General features: G+C 63.5%; 12 protein-coding genes and 2 pseudogenes. 10 read left to right on the top strand and 4 right to left on the bottom strand.

Translation table 11 applies throughout. The features are described 5' to 3' along the window. From JWP83_RS24960 to JWP83_RS24970, 3 genes and pseudogenes are all read left to right on the top strand, one after another. Positions 1-206: pseudogene (locus JWP83_RS24960) on the top strand (hypothetical protein); the annotation flags it as partial. Positions 207-604: 398 nt separating this feature from the next. Further along, a complete protein-coding gene (locus JWP83_RS24965; protein WP_297736452.1) occupies positions 605-1,255 on the top strand; it encodes a sigma-70 family RNA polymerase sigma factor in 651 nt (216 codons plus the stop codon). A 218-nt stretch (positions 1,256-1,473) separates the two neighbouring features. After that, positions 1,474-2,112, top strand: a complete 639-nt coding sequence (locus tag JWP83_RS24970) for a carboxymuconolactone decarboxylase family protein (protein WP_297736455.1) — start codon at positions 1,474-1,476, stop codon at positions 2,110-2,112. A gap of 443 nt (positions 2,113-2,555) precedes the next feature. Here JWP83_RS24970 and JWP83_RS24975 read toward each other — a convergent pair whose 3' ends face one another. Then, the gene (locus JWP83_RS24975; protein WP_297736458.1) at positions 2,556-3,029 is read right to left on the bottom strand and encodes a MarR family winged helix-turn-helix transcriptional regulator; all 474 of its coding nucleotides are present in this window, start codon (positions 3,027-3,029) and stop codon (positions 2,556-2,558) included. 273 nt (positions 3,030-3,302) lie between these two features. After that, positions 3,303-3,941 (bottom strand): NAD(P)-dependent oxidoreductase, encoded by a 639-nt coding sequence (locus tag JWP83_RS24980; protein WP_297736483.1) that lies wholly within the window; start codon positions 3,939-3,941, stop codon positions 3,303-3,305. A 440-nt stretch (positions 3,942-4,381) separates the two neighbouring features. On the opposite strand from JWP83_RS24980, the gene JWP83_RS24985 reads away from it, so the two are divergent. Next, positions 4,382-5,272 (top strand): NAD(P)H-binding protein, encoded by an 891-nt coding sequence (locus JWP83_RS24985; protein WP_297736462.1) that lies wholly within the window; start codon positions 4,382-4,384, stop codon positions 5,270-5,272. Positions 5,273-5,901: 629 nt separating this feature from the next. Then, positions 5,902-6,105, top strand: a pseudogene (locus tag JWP83_RS24990) (MMPL family transporter); the annotation flags it as partial. A 292-nt stretch (positions 6,106-6,397) separates the two neighbouring features. Here the strand turns inward: JWP83_RS24990 and JWP83_RS24995 are convergent. Continuing rightward, complete coding sequence (locus JWP83_RS24995; RefSeq protein WP_297736465.1) at positions 6,398-8,431, bottom strand: prolyl oligopeptidase family serine peptidase; 2,034 nt, start codon at positions 8,429-8,431, stop codon at positions 6,398-6,400. Between the two features lie 200 nt (positions 8,432-8,631). Beyond that, positions 8,632-11,274: a LuxR family transcriptional regulator gene (locus tag JWP83_RS25000; protein ID WP_297736468.1), complete on the bottom strand. Its 2,643-nt coding sequence runs from the start codon at positions 11,272-11,274 to the stop codon at positions 8,632-8,634. A gap of 717 nt (positions 11,275-11,991) precedes the next feature. Between JWP83_RS25000 and JWP83_RS25005 the strand changes: the two genes are divergently transcribed. The 5 genes from JWP83_RS25005 to JWP83_RS25025 form a co-directional block, all read left to right on the top strand. Then, positions 11,992-13,947 carry an FHA domain-containing protein gene (locus JWP83_RS25005; RefSeq protein WP_297736471.1) on the top strand — a complete coding sequence of 652 codons (1,956 nt, stop codon included), beginning with the start codon at positions 11,992-11,994 and terminating at the stop codon, positions 13,945-13,947. A gap of 141 nt (positions 13,948-14,088) precedes the next feature. Beyond that, on the top strand, positions 14,089-16,107 hold the full coding sequence (locus JWP83_RS25010; protein WP_297736474.1) for a serine/threonine-protein kinase: 2,019 nt from the start codon (positions 14,089-14,091) through the stop codon (positions 16,105-16,107). A 345-nt stretch (positions 16,108-16,452) separates the two neighbouring features. Then, the gene (locus tag JWP83_RS25015) at positions 16,453-17,268 is read left to right on the top strand and encodes a hypothetical protein (RefSeq protein WP_297736477.1); all 816 of its coding nucleotides are present in this window, start codon (positions 16,453-16,455) and stop codon (positions 17,266-17,268) included. Between the two features lie 690 nt (positions 17,269-17,958). Continuing rightward, entirely contained in the window at positions 17,959-18,393 is a 435-nt protein-coding gene (locus tag JWP83_RS25020) for a hypothetical protein (RefSeq protein ID WP_297736480.1), read from the top strand. A gap of 557 nt (positions 18,394-18,950) precedes the next feature. Beyond that, the coding region (locus JWP83_RS25025; protein ID WP_297736487.1) for a transposase at positions 18,951-19,299 on the top strand (349 nt) is incomplete at its 3' end.

Here is a 19,299-nt window from a genome sequence, read left to right on the forward strand (position 1 = left end):
TCATCAGCGCGCTGGTCAACCTTCCCATCAACACCGCTCAACAGAGCTGGTCGGTGCTCGCCCCGCCCAGCGACTGGGCCAGCGTGCGCGACCGCTGGCAGATCGCTCACCTGGCACGCACGATCACTGCGGTATCCGCGTTCACCGTCCTTGTGGTAGCTGCCATCACAGAGCGGTCCACCTCGAGGCGGGATCACCGGCGATGATGGCTGCACCGATGCGACGGGCGGCGCTGCATCCGGCACCGTCCTGTACTCCGCTGGCCCTCCGATCCAGCCGGATCAAGCTCGGTCCTTCGCGGGGCGACCGTCAGGCGGCCCACGGTGTCGGCAATTCAACTACTTTCCGCCGTCCGGCTGATCTACCTCTATGTGAATGCAAACCTGGCGGCCGGTCTGAGAGGCGTGCACCGATGTATCAACTATCCGTGGTGACAACGTGACGCCAAGACCGTGCTCGGCTGAGCGTTCGGCACGGACCCCGAACCATAAAGCCCCGGTGGGCCCACCAATGCGGTTGCTTGACAGATGCCGACTCTGCCCGCGTCTGTGTGACTGTGGTAGCGCATCGCACTCTCTGTTTGCGGGAACTAATGAGTAGCGACATGATGACCGCCGGCCACCGCAGCGGCGATTCGACGGCAATACAGGCGGAGGAGACCGATGCGGCGCTTGCTGCTCGCTTCGAACGTGACGCCATCCCACTGATGGGCCGACTTTTCGCTTGCGCGCTCAGCATGACACGAGATCGGCGCGACGCTGAGGAACTGGTGCAGGAGACGATGTTACGCGCGTATAAGGGTTTTCGATCGTATCGTGAGGGCACCAACCTCAAGGCATGGCTAGACCGGATTCTCGCCAACACTTGGATCAGCACGTGTCGGATGAAACGGCGGCGCCCGGTTGACTATTCGGTCGACGAAATCACCGATCGCCAACTGGCGGCTTATGCCGCCCATACCCCGGCCGGCCTGCGCTCGGCCGAGGTAGAGGCCCTGGAATCGTTACCTGACGCCGAGATTAAGGCAGCGCTGGACAGGTTGCGCGAAGACTTTCGGACCACGGTGTACTTCGCCGACGTGGAGGGCCTCTCGTACAAGGAGATCGCCGAGATCATGAACACCCCGCTCGGCACGGCGATGTCGCGGCTTCACCGAGGACGGGAACAGCTGCGCGCGCTTCTTTCCACGCTGGCGACGGAACGGCGATTGGTGCATACCCATATAGCGAACGACGCGACGCAAGCCGCGTCGTGATGCTGGTGGCCACCGTGGTGGCCGATCGGTTGCCAGGGGGTGCTGACCCATGCGCGGCCGCTACTCGCTACCCGCCACCTGGTCGGGAAGGACGCCCGGCTACTGGCGAGGCTGGGCCGTTATCTTCCACACGGATTCTGGAGAGTGTGCGCCGCAGTGTCTTCGGCTGCCCGTACCGGGTCTCGCATGACCGCCGTGACTAGAGGAGGAGCGCGATGATGTTGTCCCACCAAGAACAGGTGCAGGCCCTTGATCTGGCGTTCGGTCGGATGGCCACCGAGGTCGGCCTGCATGCCTGGTCGCTGCCTCAGCTGACGATGAGGGAGAAGGCATTTGTGTTCTTGGCCGCCGACCTGTGCACCGCCGGTATCGGATTTCCGCTTGCCACTCACGTTCAGATGGCCGGCGCAAATGGCGTCAGCATGCCCGAATGCATCGCGGCGATCCGGCATCTCGCGCCCTACGTGGGGTATCCAGCGGCGGCGCTCGGATTACAGCAGCTGCGCACCGATTATCCGACGGCAAAGTGTCGGTCGATAGAAGTGCAGCGCCAGATGCTGCCCGAGGACGTCTTCGTCACACTCACAGCCCTTGATGAGGACTTCGCCGCGTTCGTGGCCGAGCAGTTCAACCAACGGTGGGACAGGGACGACGAATTATCGGCCCGAGAGCGGGCACTGAGTTGCCTGGGCGCCGATGTCCTTAACCAAACCCTCGACGAATCCTTCGCACTGCATGTCGATCTCGCGACCGCGGCCGGCGCGGGCCGCGCGCAGGTCAACGCGGTGCTGCTGTTGGTGGCTGAGTACGGGATCGCGAAGGCGTGGCGGGCCTACCGTGCGTTAGCGGACCTCTAGCGTTGAGCCCTGCGGGACCGCGGCGCCCAAATCGCTCAGTCGCTGGACTGCGAGCTCCGGCATGCTCCGATCCGCCTTGGTACTGGTCTTGGCCGTGCCAAGGGCACGGTGGCATCGCGGCGAAATCACCGCGAGGCAGGCAATGTTCAGCGCCGACGTTGCCCACACGGGCAGCCAAATTGTCGGGCCCGCCGCGGCGTTGGTGCGATACGGCGCCCGGAGGCTGGCGGCGCCACGCCAAACACACTGAGATGGAGGCGCAGCTGCAGTGGACACACCAACGCTCGCGCCAACGTCGACGTAAGTTCTAAGCCGGTCAATAACCGCTGCCGGTCGGCCACCATTGCACGGCCGACGGCCGTGCAACTCGACCCTGGGATCAGGCCAGGAGCATTGACCGGGAGGTTGGACCACCGCCCTGAAGCCGTCCTGGGCCTCGCCGGTCACGCCAATTCGGGATGGACTCCGGGGATAAGTTTTGCGCCGGCGGCGACGCGTTGGAGGAGTTGGCGGAGCGCGGCGCGCTCCTTCGACGACAGCGGTGCCGCGATCTCGTCTTCGAGCTCGCGGCCTTGATCGTGCAGCGCTGGCAGCAGCCGACGGGCCTTGGCCGTCAGGGTCACAGCGACCGCGCGCCGGTCCGCGGGGTGCGGCAATCGTTTGGCTAGTCCTCGCTGTTCGAGACTGTCGATGACGGTGACCATCGCGTTGCGGTGAATGCCAAGACGTTCGGAGAGCTGGCGTTGGGATTGGCCGTCGTCGTGAGCCAACGCCAACAGCACCGCGTATGTTCGAGGGTCGGCTCCTATCGGCGCCAGGCGCCGCTGGAAGTCGCTGCTGACGTACGAACCCAGCTGTGCGAGCAGAAACGGGATTCGTTCGTCGAGTTCGGCGATGCCGGAGTGCTGTTCGGTCATTTCACCAGATTAACACCGCTCGTTACTGTCATATCCCAAGATGATCCTGCTGGCGGGTCATGTCGCCGAAATAAGCGACCCCGTCGCCAGACCCGTTCGCTGCCGCGACGGCAGCCGATGCGGTAGCCCGGACAGGCAACAGGCAGCAATTGCCCAAGGCTCGTAACGCGACAATGAACGAGTGCCATAATTCCGGAAAGGCTTTGAGTGCAACGGGCATCGACGTAATGGCCGCGTAGGCGCTTGCTCACTGGCCGGTCTCCGAGATCTCCGTCAGTACGCCACGCCGACTGCCTGTCGGATCGTCTCCGGTACCGTCAGAATGTCGAGCATCAGGTGGGCAACGTCAGCACGCGAGATCCGTGAACCCTGGGCCACGTTGGCCCCCACGACGGTTCGGTATTCACCGGAGAGCGGCTTGTCTACCAGCCTCGGCGGGCGCACGACCGTCCAGTCGATGTCGCCGTTCTGCAGCAGCACTTCCATCTCACCGAGATCGGCATAAACGTTGCGTAGCACCGCTTTGACGACAGGGGTTAACACCCAGCGGTTCAGGAATCCCTCGCCTTCGGGTATCGGACCGACTGGGGCCGCGCTGACACCCACGAAACGTCGCGTCGAGCAGACGTCCATCGCGGCCACGATCGCACGAGTGCTGGGAGCGGCCACGGGACCGTCTTTTCGTCCGTGCGGGCCGACTGCCGATAGGACGGCTTCACTACCTCGGATCGCTGAGATAAGGGTGCCGGGGTCATCAAGTGCGGGTACCGTGACCACCCGCAACGCGGGATCAGTCACCGGCAGACGGCTAGCGTCACGGACAACCGCCGTTATGGCATTGCCGCGCACCAAGCCTTGCTTGACGATCTCCTGACCGACTCCTCCGGTCGCCCCGAATACCGTGATCTTCACCAATGCCTCCTGAAGCTCTGTGCGGCAAGGTATCCGTCACTCCCGCCTACACCGCTAAGATTATCACAGTCTGTGATAATCTGGACAAGGGATAGACTCAGAATTCCGGTTTTCAGCCAAGTGCCAGGCGTGGCAGTTGCCTTTCTGGCGTCGTCGCCTACGCTTCATCACTTCGCCAACCGCAAGGACTATCCGGGAACATTATTATCATCTATAATGCTTAATATGTCGTCCTCCGGCCTTCAGCGGAATCCGTACCGGCCTTGGACTCGGCGCGGGCACCTGCCGACACCCCTTGCATACGAACTGCATTGGACGCTCCGGCTCATTCTCGCCGTCTCGGACATCAAAGGTCAAAGTCCGACGATCAGCGCCGTCTATTAGTCGAGCGTGCCCGCGCACCACCCGCTTCCGCATCCTGTCGACACTTCACCCCGGCAATGAGCATCACCCAACCATGGAAGGAAGTTGTCGTGATTGTTGTCACCGGCCCAACGGGCACCATCGGGCGTCCGCTTATCCAGCATCTCGTCCAGAGAGGGGAGCAAGTGCGTGCCGTTGTCCGTCACCCGGTCGCCGGCAACCTCCCGCCTGACGTCGAAGTGGTCGAATGCGACCTGTCCCGCCCCGAGGGGCTCGGCGCTGCGTTGCGGAACGTCAGGGCACTGTTCGTTCATCCTCGAGCGGTTGGCGTAGCCGCGCCCGATCTTCTGCACCTCGCCGCCGGGCAAGGGGTGCAGCGGGTCGTGGGCTTATCGGCGATTAACGTCGACGACGCTCTTGACCACCAGCCGTCGCGATTCCAGGGCGATCGCAACAAGGAGGTCGAAGACTCAATCGCCTGTAGCGGCCTACCGTGGGTGAGTGTGCGTGCGGGGGCATTCGCGATCAACATCAGTATGGTGTGGGCCGCTCAAATCCGCGGTGGCTCAAACGTCGTGCGGGGCCCTTACGGCAGTTTCGCCGAAGCGGTGATTCATGAACAAGACTTGGCGGAAGTTATAGCCGCGGCGCTATGCGATCAGACTTTGGCTGGCCGAATCCCCGTCACGGGTCCGCAGGCGCCGACCTACGCGCAGATGGTGACGACTATCGGGGAGGTCATTGGGCGACCGCTGCGCTACGAGGAAGTTCCGGTGACGGAGAGCATCGAGGGCATGGTGTCTCAGGGCGTTCCTCGGCCGTTCGTGGAGGCACTGATGGCCCGCTATGGTCGAGACATCGAAAAACCTGTCGAGGTCAGCGGCAACGTTGCACAGATCCTCGGCCGGCCCGCGAAAACCTATTCCGAGTGGGTCGCCGACCACGCGGCGGCATTTGTCGCTGACTAGATCGCAACGTCGGCGGAGTCTCGAAGGACTCGCGTGTGTGCGGGTGCGAACGCGTGCCGCGATCTTGACCGCAACAGCGTCTGCGCTGGCGGCTGATCGGCTGGCCAGTCCGCCCGATCGCAGCGTCCACGGCCGTTAGCCGCACGACTCTGCACCGGTACTGCGCCGACCGCGAGACCCTCGTCTACGAGGCGACCTTGGACTGGGTATGTATCTTGGCCGATACGGTAGACGGGGCGGCCGTCCAGCACGGGGTCGACGGCTGCAGGCTTGCGCCGTCTCATTACGCCGCGGCTTTCGATCGCAGACAGGGTCCTGTTCCTGTTCGCCGATCATGCCACGTTACAGAACACACCGGCAGCATTGAAGGAGGACTTCTGATACGTCTCATTGAGCGGGCCAACATGACGGAACATTCGGTCCCGATCGTGACGCCACGTGGATCCGGCACGCGCTGTACGCCTTCCGTTCTGCAAGAGTGCGCCGCGGATGCGATCAGCGGGGAATTGCCGCGCCACACGCTTGGTGAGATCGACTTCCGCACGTGAGAAGGTGATGCTCCCGATCCCGAAGCGCGATAGGCGTTCGACACCGTTTGGCGTGGCGGCTCGGCCGGAACCTGACCAATGAAGGTGTTTCACGAGTTCGATTCCGATAGCGCGGCCATGGTCGTGCTGGAAGGCGACCGGCCGTTAGGTGATGAGGCCCACCGGTTCTATGACACCTTGATTCACAAGCTGTCCCAGGACACCAAGCATGTGGAGCACATCCAGGACTTCTGGGGCGACCCACTAACGGCCGCGGGCTCGCAGAGCGCCGACGGCAAGGCAGCCGGCTGTATCACGAGCAGGCAGCACCAGCGGCGCTTCGCACGAGGACGTCCCACTCTCGCTGGATCGACGAACTTCTATGGGTCCATGCGGCGGTGCCTGCCATCTGGTTGTCCCGCAGCGCATTTCGCTCTTGGTTGACGACCTACCGGTCGACTTCCGAAGGTTTGTGCGTAACAAACGCTGAGCCCCTGCTGCCGGGACCGCGCTGGGATCAGATCTCCCGCTATAGCTGACGCTGCTTTTGCCCGACAGCCGATGACGACGGGAGGCGCCTCGCGGGCGGCATCAAGGGTCAGGGTGCGAGCGTGGTGTGAAGGAACTCGTACATCAGGGCTATTTCGAATGCAGCCTGGGCGTTGTTGGCTGCGCCGGCGTGCCCGCCATCGGTCGTTTCATAGAACAGCACGCGATGCCCGGCGTCGTGCAGCGCGGCGGCCATTTTCCGGCTGTGCGCAGGGTGGGCCCGATCATCATTGGTGGAGGTAGTGATCAACATCGGCGGGTAGGTCCGGCCAGCAACGATGTTGTGGTACGGGGAGTACTGCCTGATGAATTCCCAATCGGCAGGATCGCTGGGGTTGCCGTACTCGGCGATAAATGCCGCTCCGGCGCCCAGCAGGGGAAAGCGGCGCATGTCCAACACCGCCTGGCGGCACACCAGCGCGCCGAATAGTTCGGGGTACTGGGTGAGCATGACGCCCATCAATAGTCCACCGGCGCTGGCGCCGGTGGCCCCGAGCTGATTGGCGCTGGTGACGCCGCGCTCAATCAGATCGGTGGCGACGGCGGCGAAGTCCTCGGCCACCTTGTGCCTGCCGGACCGAATCGACTGGAAGTACCAGCCTGGTCCGTACTCGCCACCGCCGCGGATATTGGCCAGGGCGAAGTTGCCGCCGCGCTGCAGCCACAGCCGACCTGCCACGCTCATGTAGCCGGGTAGTTGCGACATCGCGAAGCCGCCGTAGCCCCCGAGGAGAGTGGGGCCTGGACGCACCGAATCACGATGCGCCACTAGAAAGTACGGCACACGCGTGCCATCGAGTGACGTCACGAAATGTTGGCTGACGACCAGATCATCGGAGTTGTAGCACGCAGGTGCCGACTTGATTTCCCGCACGCATTCGTCCGCCCGCCCGTGCAGCAGTCGCGGTGGAGTGTCGAAACAACTTGAAACCAGGAAAACCTCGTTACTGAAGGCGTCGACATCGTCGATCCTGGTGGTGGTGTTGTCAGGCAGGCCTGCGATACGTTTGGCCTCCCACGTGCCCGGCGTGATGACCTCCAGATGGCTGACCACGTCCCGCAGGCTGGTAATGATGAGACAGTCTTTGGTCCACACCGCCCCCTGGAACACCGAGGGTCCGCCCGGGTCGTAGACGACGCGCAGTTCGGCGGCGCCGGCGAGGAAGTCTTCGAGGTCGGTGACAAGCACCGTTCCAGGCTTGTATGTCGTGTCGTCCCGGACCCACGCCGTTGGTAGCGAGATCACAAGCCATCGCCGGTGCAGGCTCGTCGGCGCGTCCGACGGCACGTCGATGCGGACCAGTTCGCCTTCGCGCAACACCAACGTCTCCCGGTTGATGTTGTCGATTTGGCGAATGAATATCGTGCGCTGGTATCCGGGTGTTCGTAAGACGCCGCCGAATGCAGCCAGGTCGCTGTCGGAGGCGGTGAACACCGTCTCGGCATCGTCGAGGGGCGTGCCGCGCCGCCACCTTTTGACGACCAACGGTAGCCCGGCAGCAGACATCGATCCCGGCCCGAAATCGGTGCCTACCAGGACCGTGTTCTCGTCTTCCCAACTGATGTCCGACATCCCTTCGGGAAGGATGAAGCCGTCGGTCACGAAGTCCCGTCTGAGCATGTCGAATTCGCGCACGACGGCGGCGTCCGACCCGCCACGAGAGAAAGTGATCAGGGCGCGGGTGTACTCGGGTTCGATGACGTCTGCGCCGTTCCACACCCAGTTCTCGCCTTCGGCGGCGGCCACCGCGTCGACGTCGAGGACCACATCCCAGTCGGGATGGTCTTTGCTGTATTCGTCCAGGGTCGTCCGCCGCCACATCCCCCGCGGATGTTCGGCGTCCGTCCAGAAGTTGTACAGATATTCACCGCGGCGCTTCACCATCGGAATACGGTCGCTGGAGTCGGCTACGTCGAGCGCCTCGCCGCGCATCCGCTCGAACCGTTCACCACACAATTCGGCCAGCGTCGCCTCGTTGCGCTGGCCCACCCAGTTCAAGGCCCGATCGCCGCTGATGTCCTCCAACCACAGATACAAGTCATCGACGGCAACGCCAGTCCCCACATCACTCAATTCGGCCATCTGCAACCTCTCGCGTCTAGGTAGCGTCGTTGGCTGTCTTTCGACGCTGAAGGATCGCCCGAATTGCTCCCTGCAAGGGGACCATGGCCGACCGAGAGCGACCTAGAGTAATCCGTTACCTCAATTTGGGTGACTGCAGACGGCCTGACTGTTGCGATCCCCCGACTTCCGCTGGGCGGCGACAAGGTTGGCAGCGCGCCTTAATTCGTGGCACCTGCGCGCAGCAGACGAGCAAGTTCGTCGCGGTCAGCGATGCCGAGTTTGGTGAAGATGCGGTAGAGGTGTCCCTCCACGGTGCGGGCGGATACGTTAAGTCGATCGCCGATTTGGCGGCTGGACAGGCCGGCCGCGACGAGCGTGGCGACTTCGCGTTCTCGATCGGTGATCGGAAGCGGCCCCTCAATGGCGGCGGTCGCCGGTGTGTGCAGGCCGCACTGGCTTGCGCGCCAATGTGCGTGCGTCGAGGACTCTAACTCCTTGAGCCTCCTTCCGGCGCGAGCGTGTTCACGCGCTGCCTGCGCGCCGGCGTCGGCGGCCATGGCCATTGCTCCGAGACCCTCGAAGCGGCCCGCGACGTCGTCGAGACGGTCACCGTCGTGGTCGGCTAGGCCGCGGCTGTGTGCCGCGACCGTTTCGGCCATGGGACTGCCGAGCAGGCCGGCGAGTTCCCGGAGTCGCGCGGCCAGGGAACGGTCACCGAATCGCACAGCGGTGTGCAGTGCATTTACCTCGACGGCCCACATTTCGGCATGGCGTGCCAGCTGCGCGGCGCGCTCCGCATGCACGCGGGCAGCTGTTGTTTCACCGACGGCGGCACGTTCCCACGCTCGCGCTAATTCCAGCTCAGGCCAGAACACCGCGACCTGCCGGCCCGTTGAGGCTTCAGCTTGTGCCAGCGCGGCCACCGCCGCGGCGCTGTTTCCGCGGGCGGCTTCCGACTGGGCATGCCAGGCGGCAACCAACATGACCCAGCCACTCGGAAGTGCATCAGTCATTACCGACAGTGCGCTGTGCAGGTGCTCGCACGCCGTGCTCAACGCGCCGCGACCAAGGTCAACGCGCCCGGCCATGGCGTCGACAATCGAATTGGCCTGCGCCTCACCGCCTGTCATGCCACGGTAACGGACGCACACCTGGTCAGCCGCCGCGAAATCCCCAGCCGCCACGAGAGCCATCACCTCCGCCAGGCCGATCGCGAACCGCTGAAGTCCAGACTCGCACCGCTGCGCGGCGGTCAGACCCCGTTCGGCGATTACAGGGACATCGGAGAAACGGCCATGCAGCGCCAAGGCACCGGCGGTAGCGGAGGCAACCCACACCACTGCCAACGGGACCTGATCCGGCGCTGCACAGGCGGGCAACCCCCGTGAGATGCTGTCGCCTAGCCGGCCGGCAAAGAAATCGAACGACACCTCCATCGCCGTCACCAAACCAAGCATCGACGGCGACGCGACGCGGTCACGGACGGTGGCCAACACGGCGCGGGCCGAATCGACGTCCCCGCAACCCCAATGCAGGTTGGCGGCTCTCGTGCAACCCCAACGGACCGCCGAAAGCGCATCGCTACCGTCGGGTTCAAAGGTGGCGAGCAGCGACTCTGCATCGTCGCCGCGCCCTTGCCAACTCATCGCCTCCGCTAACACGATCGCTGCGATCAGCCCGCCGCCGTGGTCGTAGGCAAACTGCGCAAGCTGTTCTCCCAGCACCACGTTCGACATGGTCACCGCGCTTGCCGCGGCATGGGTGATGAGATGCAGATCTGGCTCGACATCACTGCGCGTCATCAACTGTGCGAGCTGAATCTCGGCGCGGACATCCGGTTCCGCCCGGGTGCCGTGGGCGGCCGGGATTCTGTCCTGCCGAATTTCCAACAGGTGCCGCACCAGCAGAGTGTTCACTTGCCGCGACCGCGCAATGCCCCCGCGCTTGCGCACGACTTCGCGCAGAACCGGGTGGCCGAGGCGGGCTATCGTGTGCGACCCATCGGCGACGAGCTCAATAGCTCCTCGCCGCTCCGCGCGAGCAACCGCGTCGGCATCGCACAACCGGCGCAGTATGTTCCAGTCCAGTACCTCTGCGGCGGCAACTATTTCCACAACCTTGAACTCGTCAGCGGCCATCGCTTGGAGACGGGCCTCCAAAAGCTCATTGACGTCCGCTCCGACCTGTAGTGGGCCGTTCAGGCGCCAGCGGCCGCCGTCATTGATCAAGTCCCCCCGCTCCATCGCGGTAGTGAGCAGGCTGCGCACCACCAACGGGATCGCGGATGACAAGTGATGTAACTGGTCGATCAGCGCATCTGACACCGCACCCTCGAGCACCGCGCAGACCAGCTCGTCGGTCTGCGCGCGCGTAAACGGCTGGATGTCCATGCGCATGAGATGGTGCTCTCTCCAGAGCGCCGTCACAGCGTCGGGAATATCCTCACCGGAACGAATCGTCACAATCATCTTCGATGTGCCACTCACCGCAACTTGATGAACCACCAATGCGGACAACCGATCAAGTAGGTGGGCGTCGTCGACGACCATGAGCAGGCCTTCCTCGCGTGACAACGCGCGGTGCGCGGCCGCCAACAAGGCCGCCGGCTCGCGGGGCACCCGCACCGGAAGCCAGCGCGAGAAAGCGGCCAACGGGACAGCGCGTCCTGTTTCGGTGCCGACTATGAACCGTTGCCTCAGCCCGTTTGTCGCAAGCGCGTCTGCCAGTGAACGGGCCAGCGCTGTCTTACCGACCCCGGCCTGACCGACGAGGACGACGCCGTGATACGCAGAATCGTTTTCGAGTACTTCGAGAGCCCGCTGAAACTCTGCCGCACGGCCAACGAATCGCCAGTGCAACAAAGTCGCTCCCCTTCTGTCGACCGCAAACTGACCTTTCGGATCGGAGGCATGATTTTACCCGGCCTGAGGCACCGCGGTCGCACAAAGGAGCTCACGGTGGTGATCACCGCACGAGAACACCGCGACCGGATCGCCCGGGCCGTGGTCGGTCAGCGTCTGCGGGCGGCGAGGACTGTCGGACAAACACTCTCCGAGCCGCTTGGCCGTTCTTTTTCGCTGGTAACAGGGCTTTTGCTCCGAAACGGGTGGAAGGAAGCGGGCCTTGAAAAGCGTGGACGGAGAAGGACGACCCGCTAAAGGCGTGTGGCATAACGGTTTCGAAGAGGCGGACTAAAACGCGGACAGATCGGCTGGGCACCCTACGGTCGGCCGGCCTCCAGGCATGACGATGCTTCGGGATTTGAGCGGACAACTGCATACGACGTAGCGGGCAGGCCGCTCGCGCGACAAGCCATCCGCGCAGGTTACGAAATTAGAGTAACGATTTACTCTAGGCCGCCCTCGCGTTAGCTACCTAATGTCAGGGTGCGGCGGGGTCCAATCCTTCCTCCACCCACGGAAAGATCGTTTTCCTTCGGATTGATGCGCGAGGTGGAAACTCGTGCAGCACGCCCGCCGGGTAGCCCTGACTCAGCAGGGCTGCTCGTGACGGTGACTGCGCATGACTCGATCCATTGATATCGCTGCTATGACGGAACGTTGATCGCGAGGTGGGGCATGTACCGAATCCGGTTTCAGACCGCAAGCCGCATATGGACTTTTGACGAGCAGAGGGTTCTGCACGTCGGCAGCGCACCGGATTCCGACGTCATGGTGGATGCACCCGGCGTTTCCCCGCAGCATGCCCAACTGCGCCCCGCAGATAGCGGGTGGGAATTGCACAGCACCCCCGGCTCCGACACATGGGTGAACGGTGAATGTGTCGAGAACACCACTCTGGGGCCGTCGACCGATGTGCGCTTCGGCGCACAAGACGACGGAGTCGAGGCGGTCATCGCCATCGAGAAGTCGGCAGCGACGATGGAAAACGAGGCGAGCCAGCCGTCTGACCTGAACACCACATGGGTTTACAGCGCCGAATCGTCCACGGGCCAGCCCAACGCTGGACTCTTGGTTCGCAGCCGCGCAGGCGACAGTCGTTTCGACGCCGCATCAACGGTGCGGATCGGTCGCGAAGCCGGCCTCGACGTGGTCGCCGACGACCCGGCCGTTTCGCGCAATCACGCCGTGGTCGAGCACCGGCCCGACGGCTGGTGGTACGTGGATCAATCAAGATCTGGTTCTTACATCGACGGGCAAAAAATCAGCGAGAAGAAGCTCGCCCAGCCAACCACTATCCAACTCGGGCATCCAACCGCCGGCTACGAGGTGGAATTGCTGCCAATGGTCGACGTCGCGGCGGCCCAGAAGGCCATCGCCGCCAAACGTCGTCGCACTATCGCGATTCGCGCCGCGGCCATCGTCGGAGTGCTGGTGCTCGTCGGTGCCGGCACCACCGCTGCGGTCCTGTTGTCCGGCGCAGGCCCTAAACAACAACAGAACGCATTGACCACCGCCCAACTCGATCGTGCCAAACGGGCAAGCGTCCAGATCGTCGCCACACGAAGCGACGGAAAGCCCATGTGGAAGGGTTCCGGAACCATCATCGGATCAGACGGGCTGATCCTGACCAACGCGCACATCGGCCATCCGAGTGTTCTGCTACCGGGCAACTCCGAACGCCAGGACGACGCCGCGGTGTACCTCATCGCGCTGGCGAAAGACGACGCCAGCCCTGCCGAACCCAAATACCGCGCAAGCACCATCGTCTCCGACGGGTACCTCGACATCGCGGTGATGAGGATCAACGCGAACAGTGACGGAAGCCCACTGCACCCTGGGCCGCTGGGATTGCCCGAGGCCGTGCCCATCGGCGACACGAACGCGCTGCACACCGGAGACCACATCACCGCCCTCGGCTACCCGTCGCTGACGGGTACTCCGGGCGTTGCTGCCGGGCCTTTGACCATTACCAGCGGCGACGTGGCGTCTTTCCCCTCCGACCCAGCCACACACACCGACCGGTTCTGGATCGACAGCACCGAGCGGATCGGCTCGGGAAACTCCGGAGGGGCCTCGATCAACAACACGGGCCAGCTGATCGGCATCAACACCGCCGCCGTGACGGCGGAGACGTCGCACGGAGAACTCGGCTTGTTCACGTCCGGCTCGTCGCTCATCCGGCCCGTTACGCTGGCCGCCGACGTGATCCGCATAGCGCGTAGCGGCGGCGACCCGACATATGTATCGCCCTACCTCGCCAAGCTGCCACATCTCGATCCGCACGCGACCGCGTCCTCAGCGGGCTGGACAAAAACCCCGTCGCGGGATTGCAACGGCAACAGCACACCGGAACATCCCCAAACCATGGAGGGGGTAGCAGCGGGCGACGTAATTTATGCAGAATTCCTGTTTTCCGACGTGCCCGACACGACTCCGTTCACCGTCATCTTCATCAACGAGGACCAGCAGACCATCATTTCGAAGGCGCAAAACCAGTGGAAGTTGGGTCTGGGTAAACACTGCACCCAGGCGGCCTTGCAGGTGCCCCCGGGAATGCACGCCGCCACCGTCGTCCTCATCGTGGGTCCGCAAAACGAAGTCAAAGTGACGAACCCGGTGAAATTCGCCTGATCATGTCAGGCTGGCCCATCCCACTCCCGCCTCGCCGACGGCGCCTTTGGTGCCCGGTCGCTTCATCGGCCAGCTGTGACCGTGTTTCCGGCGGGCTAATCTGTGTGTGCGCAGGCCATCGGCGCATTTGAGGAGACCGCTATGAGCGACGACGCGGACGATGTGCGCGTCGGTTCGCAGTTCGGGCCCTATCTGGTGAAGCGGTTGCTCGGCCGTGGTGGCATGGGCCAAGTGTTCGAGGCTGAGCACACCACCATGCAACGCGTCGTGGCGTTGAAGCTCATTTCGGAGCGCTACTCGCAGGATCCCGCATTCAGGAAGCGGTTGCAGCGAGAGGCCCGGATCGCTGGGCGGCTCCAGGAACCGCACGTGGTGCCCGTCCACGATGCCGGCGAAATTGACGGGCGCCTGTACGTCGACATGCGGCTGATCAAGGGCACCGATTTGCAAACGGTGCTGAAAGACGCTGGGCCGTTGACGCCGGCGCGGGCCGTGTCCATCGTGCGCCAGATTGCCGGCGCCCTGGACGCCGCACACGCAGCCGGGGTGATCCATCGCGACGTTAAACCGGCCAATATCCTGCTCACCGGAGAGGACTTCGCCTATCTGGTGGATTTCGGCATCGCCAGTGCGGCCGCCGAGGACCAGCTGACGGAGCTCGGCGACGTGTTGGGCACCTGGACCTACATGGCCCCCGAGCGATTCGCCGGCGAGGCCGACAAGGTGACCCACAGCGTCGACATCTATGCGCTGGCCTGCGTCTTCTACGAACTGCTCACCGGGTCGCCACCCTATCAGGGCGACCGCATGACGGTGATGGGCGCCCACCTGAACCAGCCTGTGCCGCAACCTAGTTCGCGATGCCCGGGGATACCCGAAGCGCTCGGCCAGGTAATCGCGCGGGGCATGGCCAAAAACCCCGCAAAGCGCTACGTCAGTGCCGGTCAGCTCGCTCGGGCGGCCGCGGCTGCGCTCGGCTCATCCGACATCCCGGCGCCACCCAACGACAGCGGCGACGCCGATGTCACCGTCCTCCCGGTTCTGCAACCCGGCCAGCGCGGGAAGCGCGCAGCGGTCCGCCGCATCGCAGCGGCAACGCCGCGTCGCTGGGTAACGATCGGCGTCGTTGCCGCAGTCTTGGTCGTGGCCTGCGTCGGCGTCGGCATCTGGGCATTGCCGGGGCGAGGGACTGTCTCCCGAACCATGCCTTCGGAGAGCCCGGCGCCCACCGGCCTGACACCAGCCGATGTGGTCTTGCTCAAGGTCATGCCCACCCTCGGATACAACCGCACCAACTGCACCCACCAGAACCCCACCTTGGCGGCCGACGCCGTGCTTGCGTGCGAAAAAAACCCTGCTATCGGTGCGCCGAGCGGACGGTTCTTTCATTTTCCCAATGTCGACGCACTGACCGACGCCTACAAATCCATTACTTCCATCCTTCACGGCACCAACTGCCCGGGTGACCTACCTGGACCGGACGGCCCGTGGAGCGTCAACCACCAAGAGATAGGCCGGCAAGCCTGCTACGCGGACAACACGCTCACGCCGCCGGCGCAGTCGACCATCATCGCGAATCACAACCCCGCGGTCATGGAGATTTTCAATTGGACGGACTCAGGCGGCCTTGATGCGCTGGCGTATTGGTGGCGACAAGGCGGTGCATCGGTGCAGGCGGCGCCGGGCATCGATCCCGACCTCTTCACTCAACCCGACGTCGACCTGCTCAAAACGCTCAACGCAGGCGAGTACGGCAAGGCCAACTGTCGCCACCTCGACCCGCCGTCCCCGGCGACGGCGGTGCTGGGCTGCGCCCACAACCTGATCGCCGGAGCACCCGACGCGACGTTCATCGCTTACCCGAACCGGCAGGCCGCGCAAGGCTGGTACGACAGCACAGTAAGAATCGTTGGATCCCACAGGTGCGGTGAGTCCGCGGCCGGCTCCGATGATGCGTGGTTTCACCGAGAAAAGCCGGTCGGCCGATACACGTGCTTTGCCGATCCCTCAAATAACAATGTGCCGGCACTGACCGCCGTCGACACCGAGGGCACCTTCGCGGGCATCCAATTTCTCGCCGAACCTTCGGACAAGCCATATCCACTCCCCAAAACAGAACAGGCACTCGTGGATTGGTTCACGACACGATTCATTTCGTGATTAGCGGCCGAGGTGTTGCCGGCCCGCACGTCGGGCGACTAGCGACCCGGCCACCGGGCACGGGCACTATGCCGCTCCTGCGCCGATAGAAGGTGACCATGCAAGGAAATTCGAGTAGGCCGTTACTCTAGGCCGCCTTTCTGGGAGGTCTCTAATGTCAGACGCGGGCGGCCCCGTGGTCTCCACGTAACCCTAATAAAGCATTTCTTGCGGATTCATGCGCTTGCGGAAAGGACTCCGATGTCGCGCATAAGCCTCCGGAAAAGACCCGGGTTACTTGTCGCCTCGACGGCAATAACCCCCGCGGGGTCACTCATAGGGTCCCCGTCCGCGCACGCGCAACCGATGCTTCCCCTCGCCCCATCCTGCAGCCAGTTCGGCTTTCCTGGAAACTTTGCGCTCAAACAGTCCACCGGTGACACGGTGCGCTTCAATTCCACTGGACCCGTTGCCAGCGGACCCGCTCACGCCACGGGAGGTATCAACGGCGATTTTGATGGGACCGTTAATGGAGGCATTGAGGGTGACAAACTCGATTTCACCATCAGCTGGGGCATCATCTTCTGGAACCAGTCGACGGCCTCAAAAGGGCACTACACCGGCTTCGTGGATAACGAGGGCTTCGCGCATGGCGATACCTACGACGAATCCAGAGGTGCCTCAGGGCATTGGGATTCCACCGTTCCGCTCGTGTGCGCCACGTCGGCGGCACCCGCACCGGCTCCAGCACCCCCGCCGAGTCCGGTATCCCACCAACCGGTTCCTCCCGCTGCTGCTGCCGGGGACCGAATGGCGGTCAATGCCGCCGGTCCGACGACTTTACCGGCCGGCTTGAGCGGAACCTACACGGTCAACGTCGCCGACAACGGTGATGTCGGCGCCTCTGCCGAGGTATTCATCAACTTCGGCGGCGCCCTGGACCAGACCGACCAGGTCACCCCCTCGGGGGGCTTTAACTGCACGGTCAGCCGCGGAGATAAAGGCGTCAACGCAACGGTTCATTGCACAGCGCAACAGCTTTCGCCGAAGACCACTACCCCGATCGTGGTGCATGGACGTGGGATGAGCCCTGGCGCAGGTCAATTGGTCATGACTGTCAACTCCGACCCCGGAGTCCAGTTCGACAACAAAACCCAACAACTTAACGTCAAGATAACCTAGACGGCGGTTGACTGTTGGCTACTGGAAACGTTGCGGTGTGGAAACAGACGAGCCGATCCGACGACCGTTCGACGATCGTCAACGCTGCGGGCACAGGCGACGGGGTTGAATTGATTCTTCACCAGAAGCGAATTTCATTGTCGGCTAGGGCCTTTGGTTCTGCGCCTTCGGCAGATAGTGTTCGCCCGTGACCGGTCACCGGGGCGATCATCCACTGGCAATGAATGTGCTGGTGTGGGGCATCCTTTCGCTATGCTGCTGCGGTGCTGTCGGGGGTCCGATCGCCTGTATCAGGGGTCGACGGGTATTGCGGGACATCGCTGCTTCGGGAGGCGCGATGGGGGGCCGTTCTGCCGCGTTGGTCGGCTATGTGCTCGGGATCGTTTCTACGCTGTACACGGTCGTCTTCTTTGTGGCCGGCGCAGCCTACGTTTTGATCACTCGCAAGCCCTGATTGGCATCGTGTATCGGTGGCGTCCAATTCTGCTTCGTGACAATCATATGCAGGCCCTCAACGTGTTCACCCGGTCACGTCTGCGCGCCGGCAGGCAGCCACCGCTTACACGATGCACCCGCTGGCGCGACAGTCCGGTGCGGCGCGAGAGTTGGAGTGCCAGTGCCGCTCCCACCGGTCCGTCTTCACAGATCGAACCGGCAACGTTGTGGACACGACTGCGTTATCCTTCCGGCATGGAAGCAGACCGGCCGCCCTCGGATGAGGTGAATGCTGAACCGGCGCATGGCGCGGCGGCTCCGTGGTGGTTTCGTGGGTTGATTGTCGTGGTGATCGCGGCAGCATCCGCGACGACTTACGGCGGCCCACTGACTGTGGTGATTTTGGTGGTGTGGATTATTTTCCTGGTTCTACTGGCGGCGATCGGCGCCGCGTCGGGCTGGCAGCGGTACATGAGCTTGCGGCGCAGAAGCGGCACCGGGCTCTCGTTCATCGTGTTCATCGGCATGATCGCCGGGTGGCTTGTCCTCGCGAAGGTTCTCGAAAGGCTCTTAGCGCCCGGCACTGTGGTGTCGTATTGCGCTCAGTTCGTCAGCGCGGCAATCATTTTCTGGGTTGGGATGACCGTTATCGCCCGTATGGACCCGCACGCGGCACACCCACCCGCCTGAGTCACACCTGCGCCACGCCGCCGCCTTGAGGGCCGAAGCGACGATGCCTGGAACCACTCGGCGGCAAAGCGTGCGGGGTGCGGCCCGTTAATACAACATCGCCCTGAAAGACCAGTAGCGGCACCGGCAGCAGCGCGACGCACCGCAGCTCTCGGTAATGGTCGGTGCCCGGATCAACTGTCCCTGCCGGATGGTATTGCAATTAGTGAATGTCGGCGCGACTGCCGGAGGAACGGCGGGCATGGAAGGCAAATTTGGGGCTTGTAGTGGGCCAATTGTTGGCCCAGCCGGTGCGCCACGTCCGCGGAGCCTAACAAGGAAACGCAATATCGATCCGCTAGAGGAACTTAGTCCTAGTCGGCGGCGCGTGGGCGATGGCGTTTGGTCAGACGGTCGGACACCTCGTCTACGGCTTCTTGCTGCGCTATGGACTGTATGGTTTCTTTCTGCGTGCTGAAGTATGACCGGTTTCGGCCACCATCCACGTGTCTTTAGCCTCATACGGGTGAATCCGTACGTTGACCGCACAAGACGAACCGCCGAACTGGTCGACCAGCTTGCATGCGGTCGTCCGAAGAACTCGACAAACTCCATCCCGGCCGGAAGTTCCCGTTGGACGGACATTTGGTCGGATCGCTGGGCGAAGCAGCCGGGGAGGCCTGGCTGATGCCGAGATCTATTGTGTGGTTGCCGCGCCGTCGAAGTTGATCCGCCCGAGCGGAGATCGGGTCAAGACCGATGCCCGCGACGCCGCGCATCTGACCCGCTTGCTGAGGCTGGGTGAGATCACCGCGGTCACCGTTCCTGAGGCCGATGTGGAGGCGGTCCGGGATCTGGTGCGGGCACGTGAGGACGCTCGCGCGGATCTGATGCGGGTTCGGCACCGCCTCTGGAAGCTGCTGTTGC

Source organism: Mycobacterium sp. (assembly GCF_025965855.1).
GTDB lineage: Bacteria > Actinomycetota > Actinomycetes > Mycobacteriales > Mycobacteriaceae > Mycobacterium.

Coding starts and splice junctions, on each gene's coding strand:
- JWP83_RS25010 (WP_297736474.1), top strand. CDS start 14,089: ATGAGCGACGACGCGGACGATGTGCGCGTCGGTTCGCAGTTCGGGCCC.
- JWP83_RS24965 (WP_297736452.1), top strand. CDS start 605: ATGATGACCGCCGGCCACCGCAGCGGCGATTCGACGGCAATACAGGCG.
- JWP83_RS25005 (WP_297736471.1), top strand. CDS start 11,992: ATGTACCGAATCCGGTTTCAGACCGCAAGCCGCATATGGACTTTTGAC.
- JWP83_RS24975 (WP_297736458.1), bottom strand. CDS start 3,029: ATGACCGAACAGCACTCCGGCATCGCCGAACTCGACGAACGAATCCCG.
- JWP83_RS25015 (WP_297736477.1), top strand. CDS start 16,453: ATGCTTCCCCTCGCCCCATCCTGCAGCCAGTTCGGCTTTCCTGGAAAC.
- JWP83_RS24970 (WP_297736455.1), top strand. CDS start 1,474: ATGTTGTCCCACCAAGAACAGGTGCAGGCCCTTGATCTGGCGTTCGGT.
- JWP83_RS24985 (WP_297736462.1), top strand. CDS start 4,382: ATGAGCATCACCCAACCATGGAAGGAAGTTGTCGTGATTGTTGTCACC.
- JWP83_RS24995 (WP_297736465.1), bottom strand. CDS start 8,431: ATGGCCGAATTGAGTGATGTGGGGACTGGCGTTGCCGTCGATGACTTG.
- JWP83_RS25020 (WP_297736480.1), top strand. CDS start 17,959: ATGGAAGCAGACCGGCCGCCCTCGGATGAGGTGAATGCTGAACCGGCG.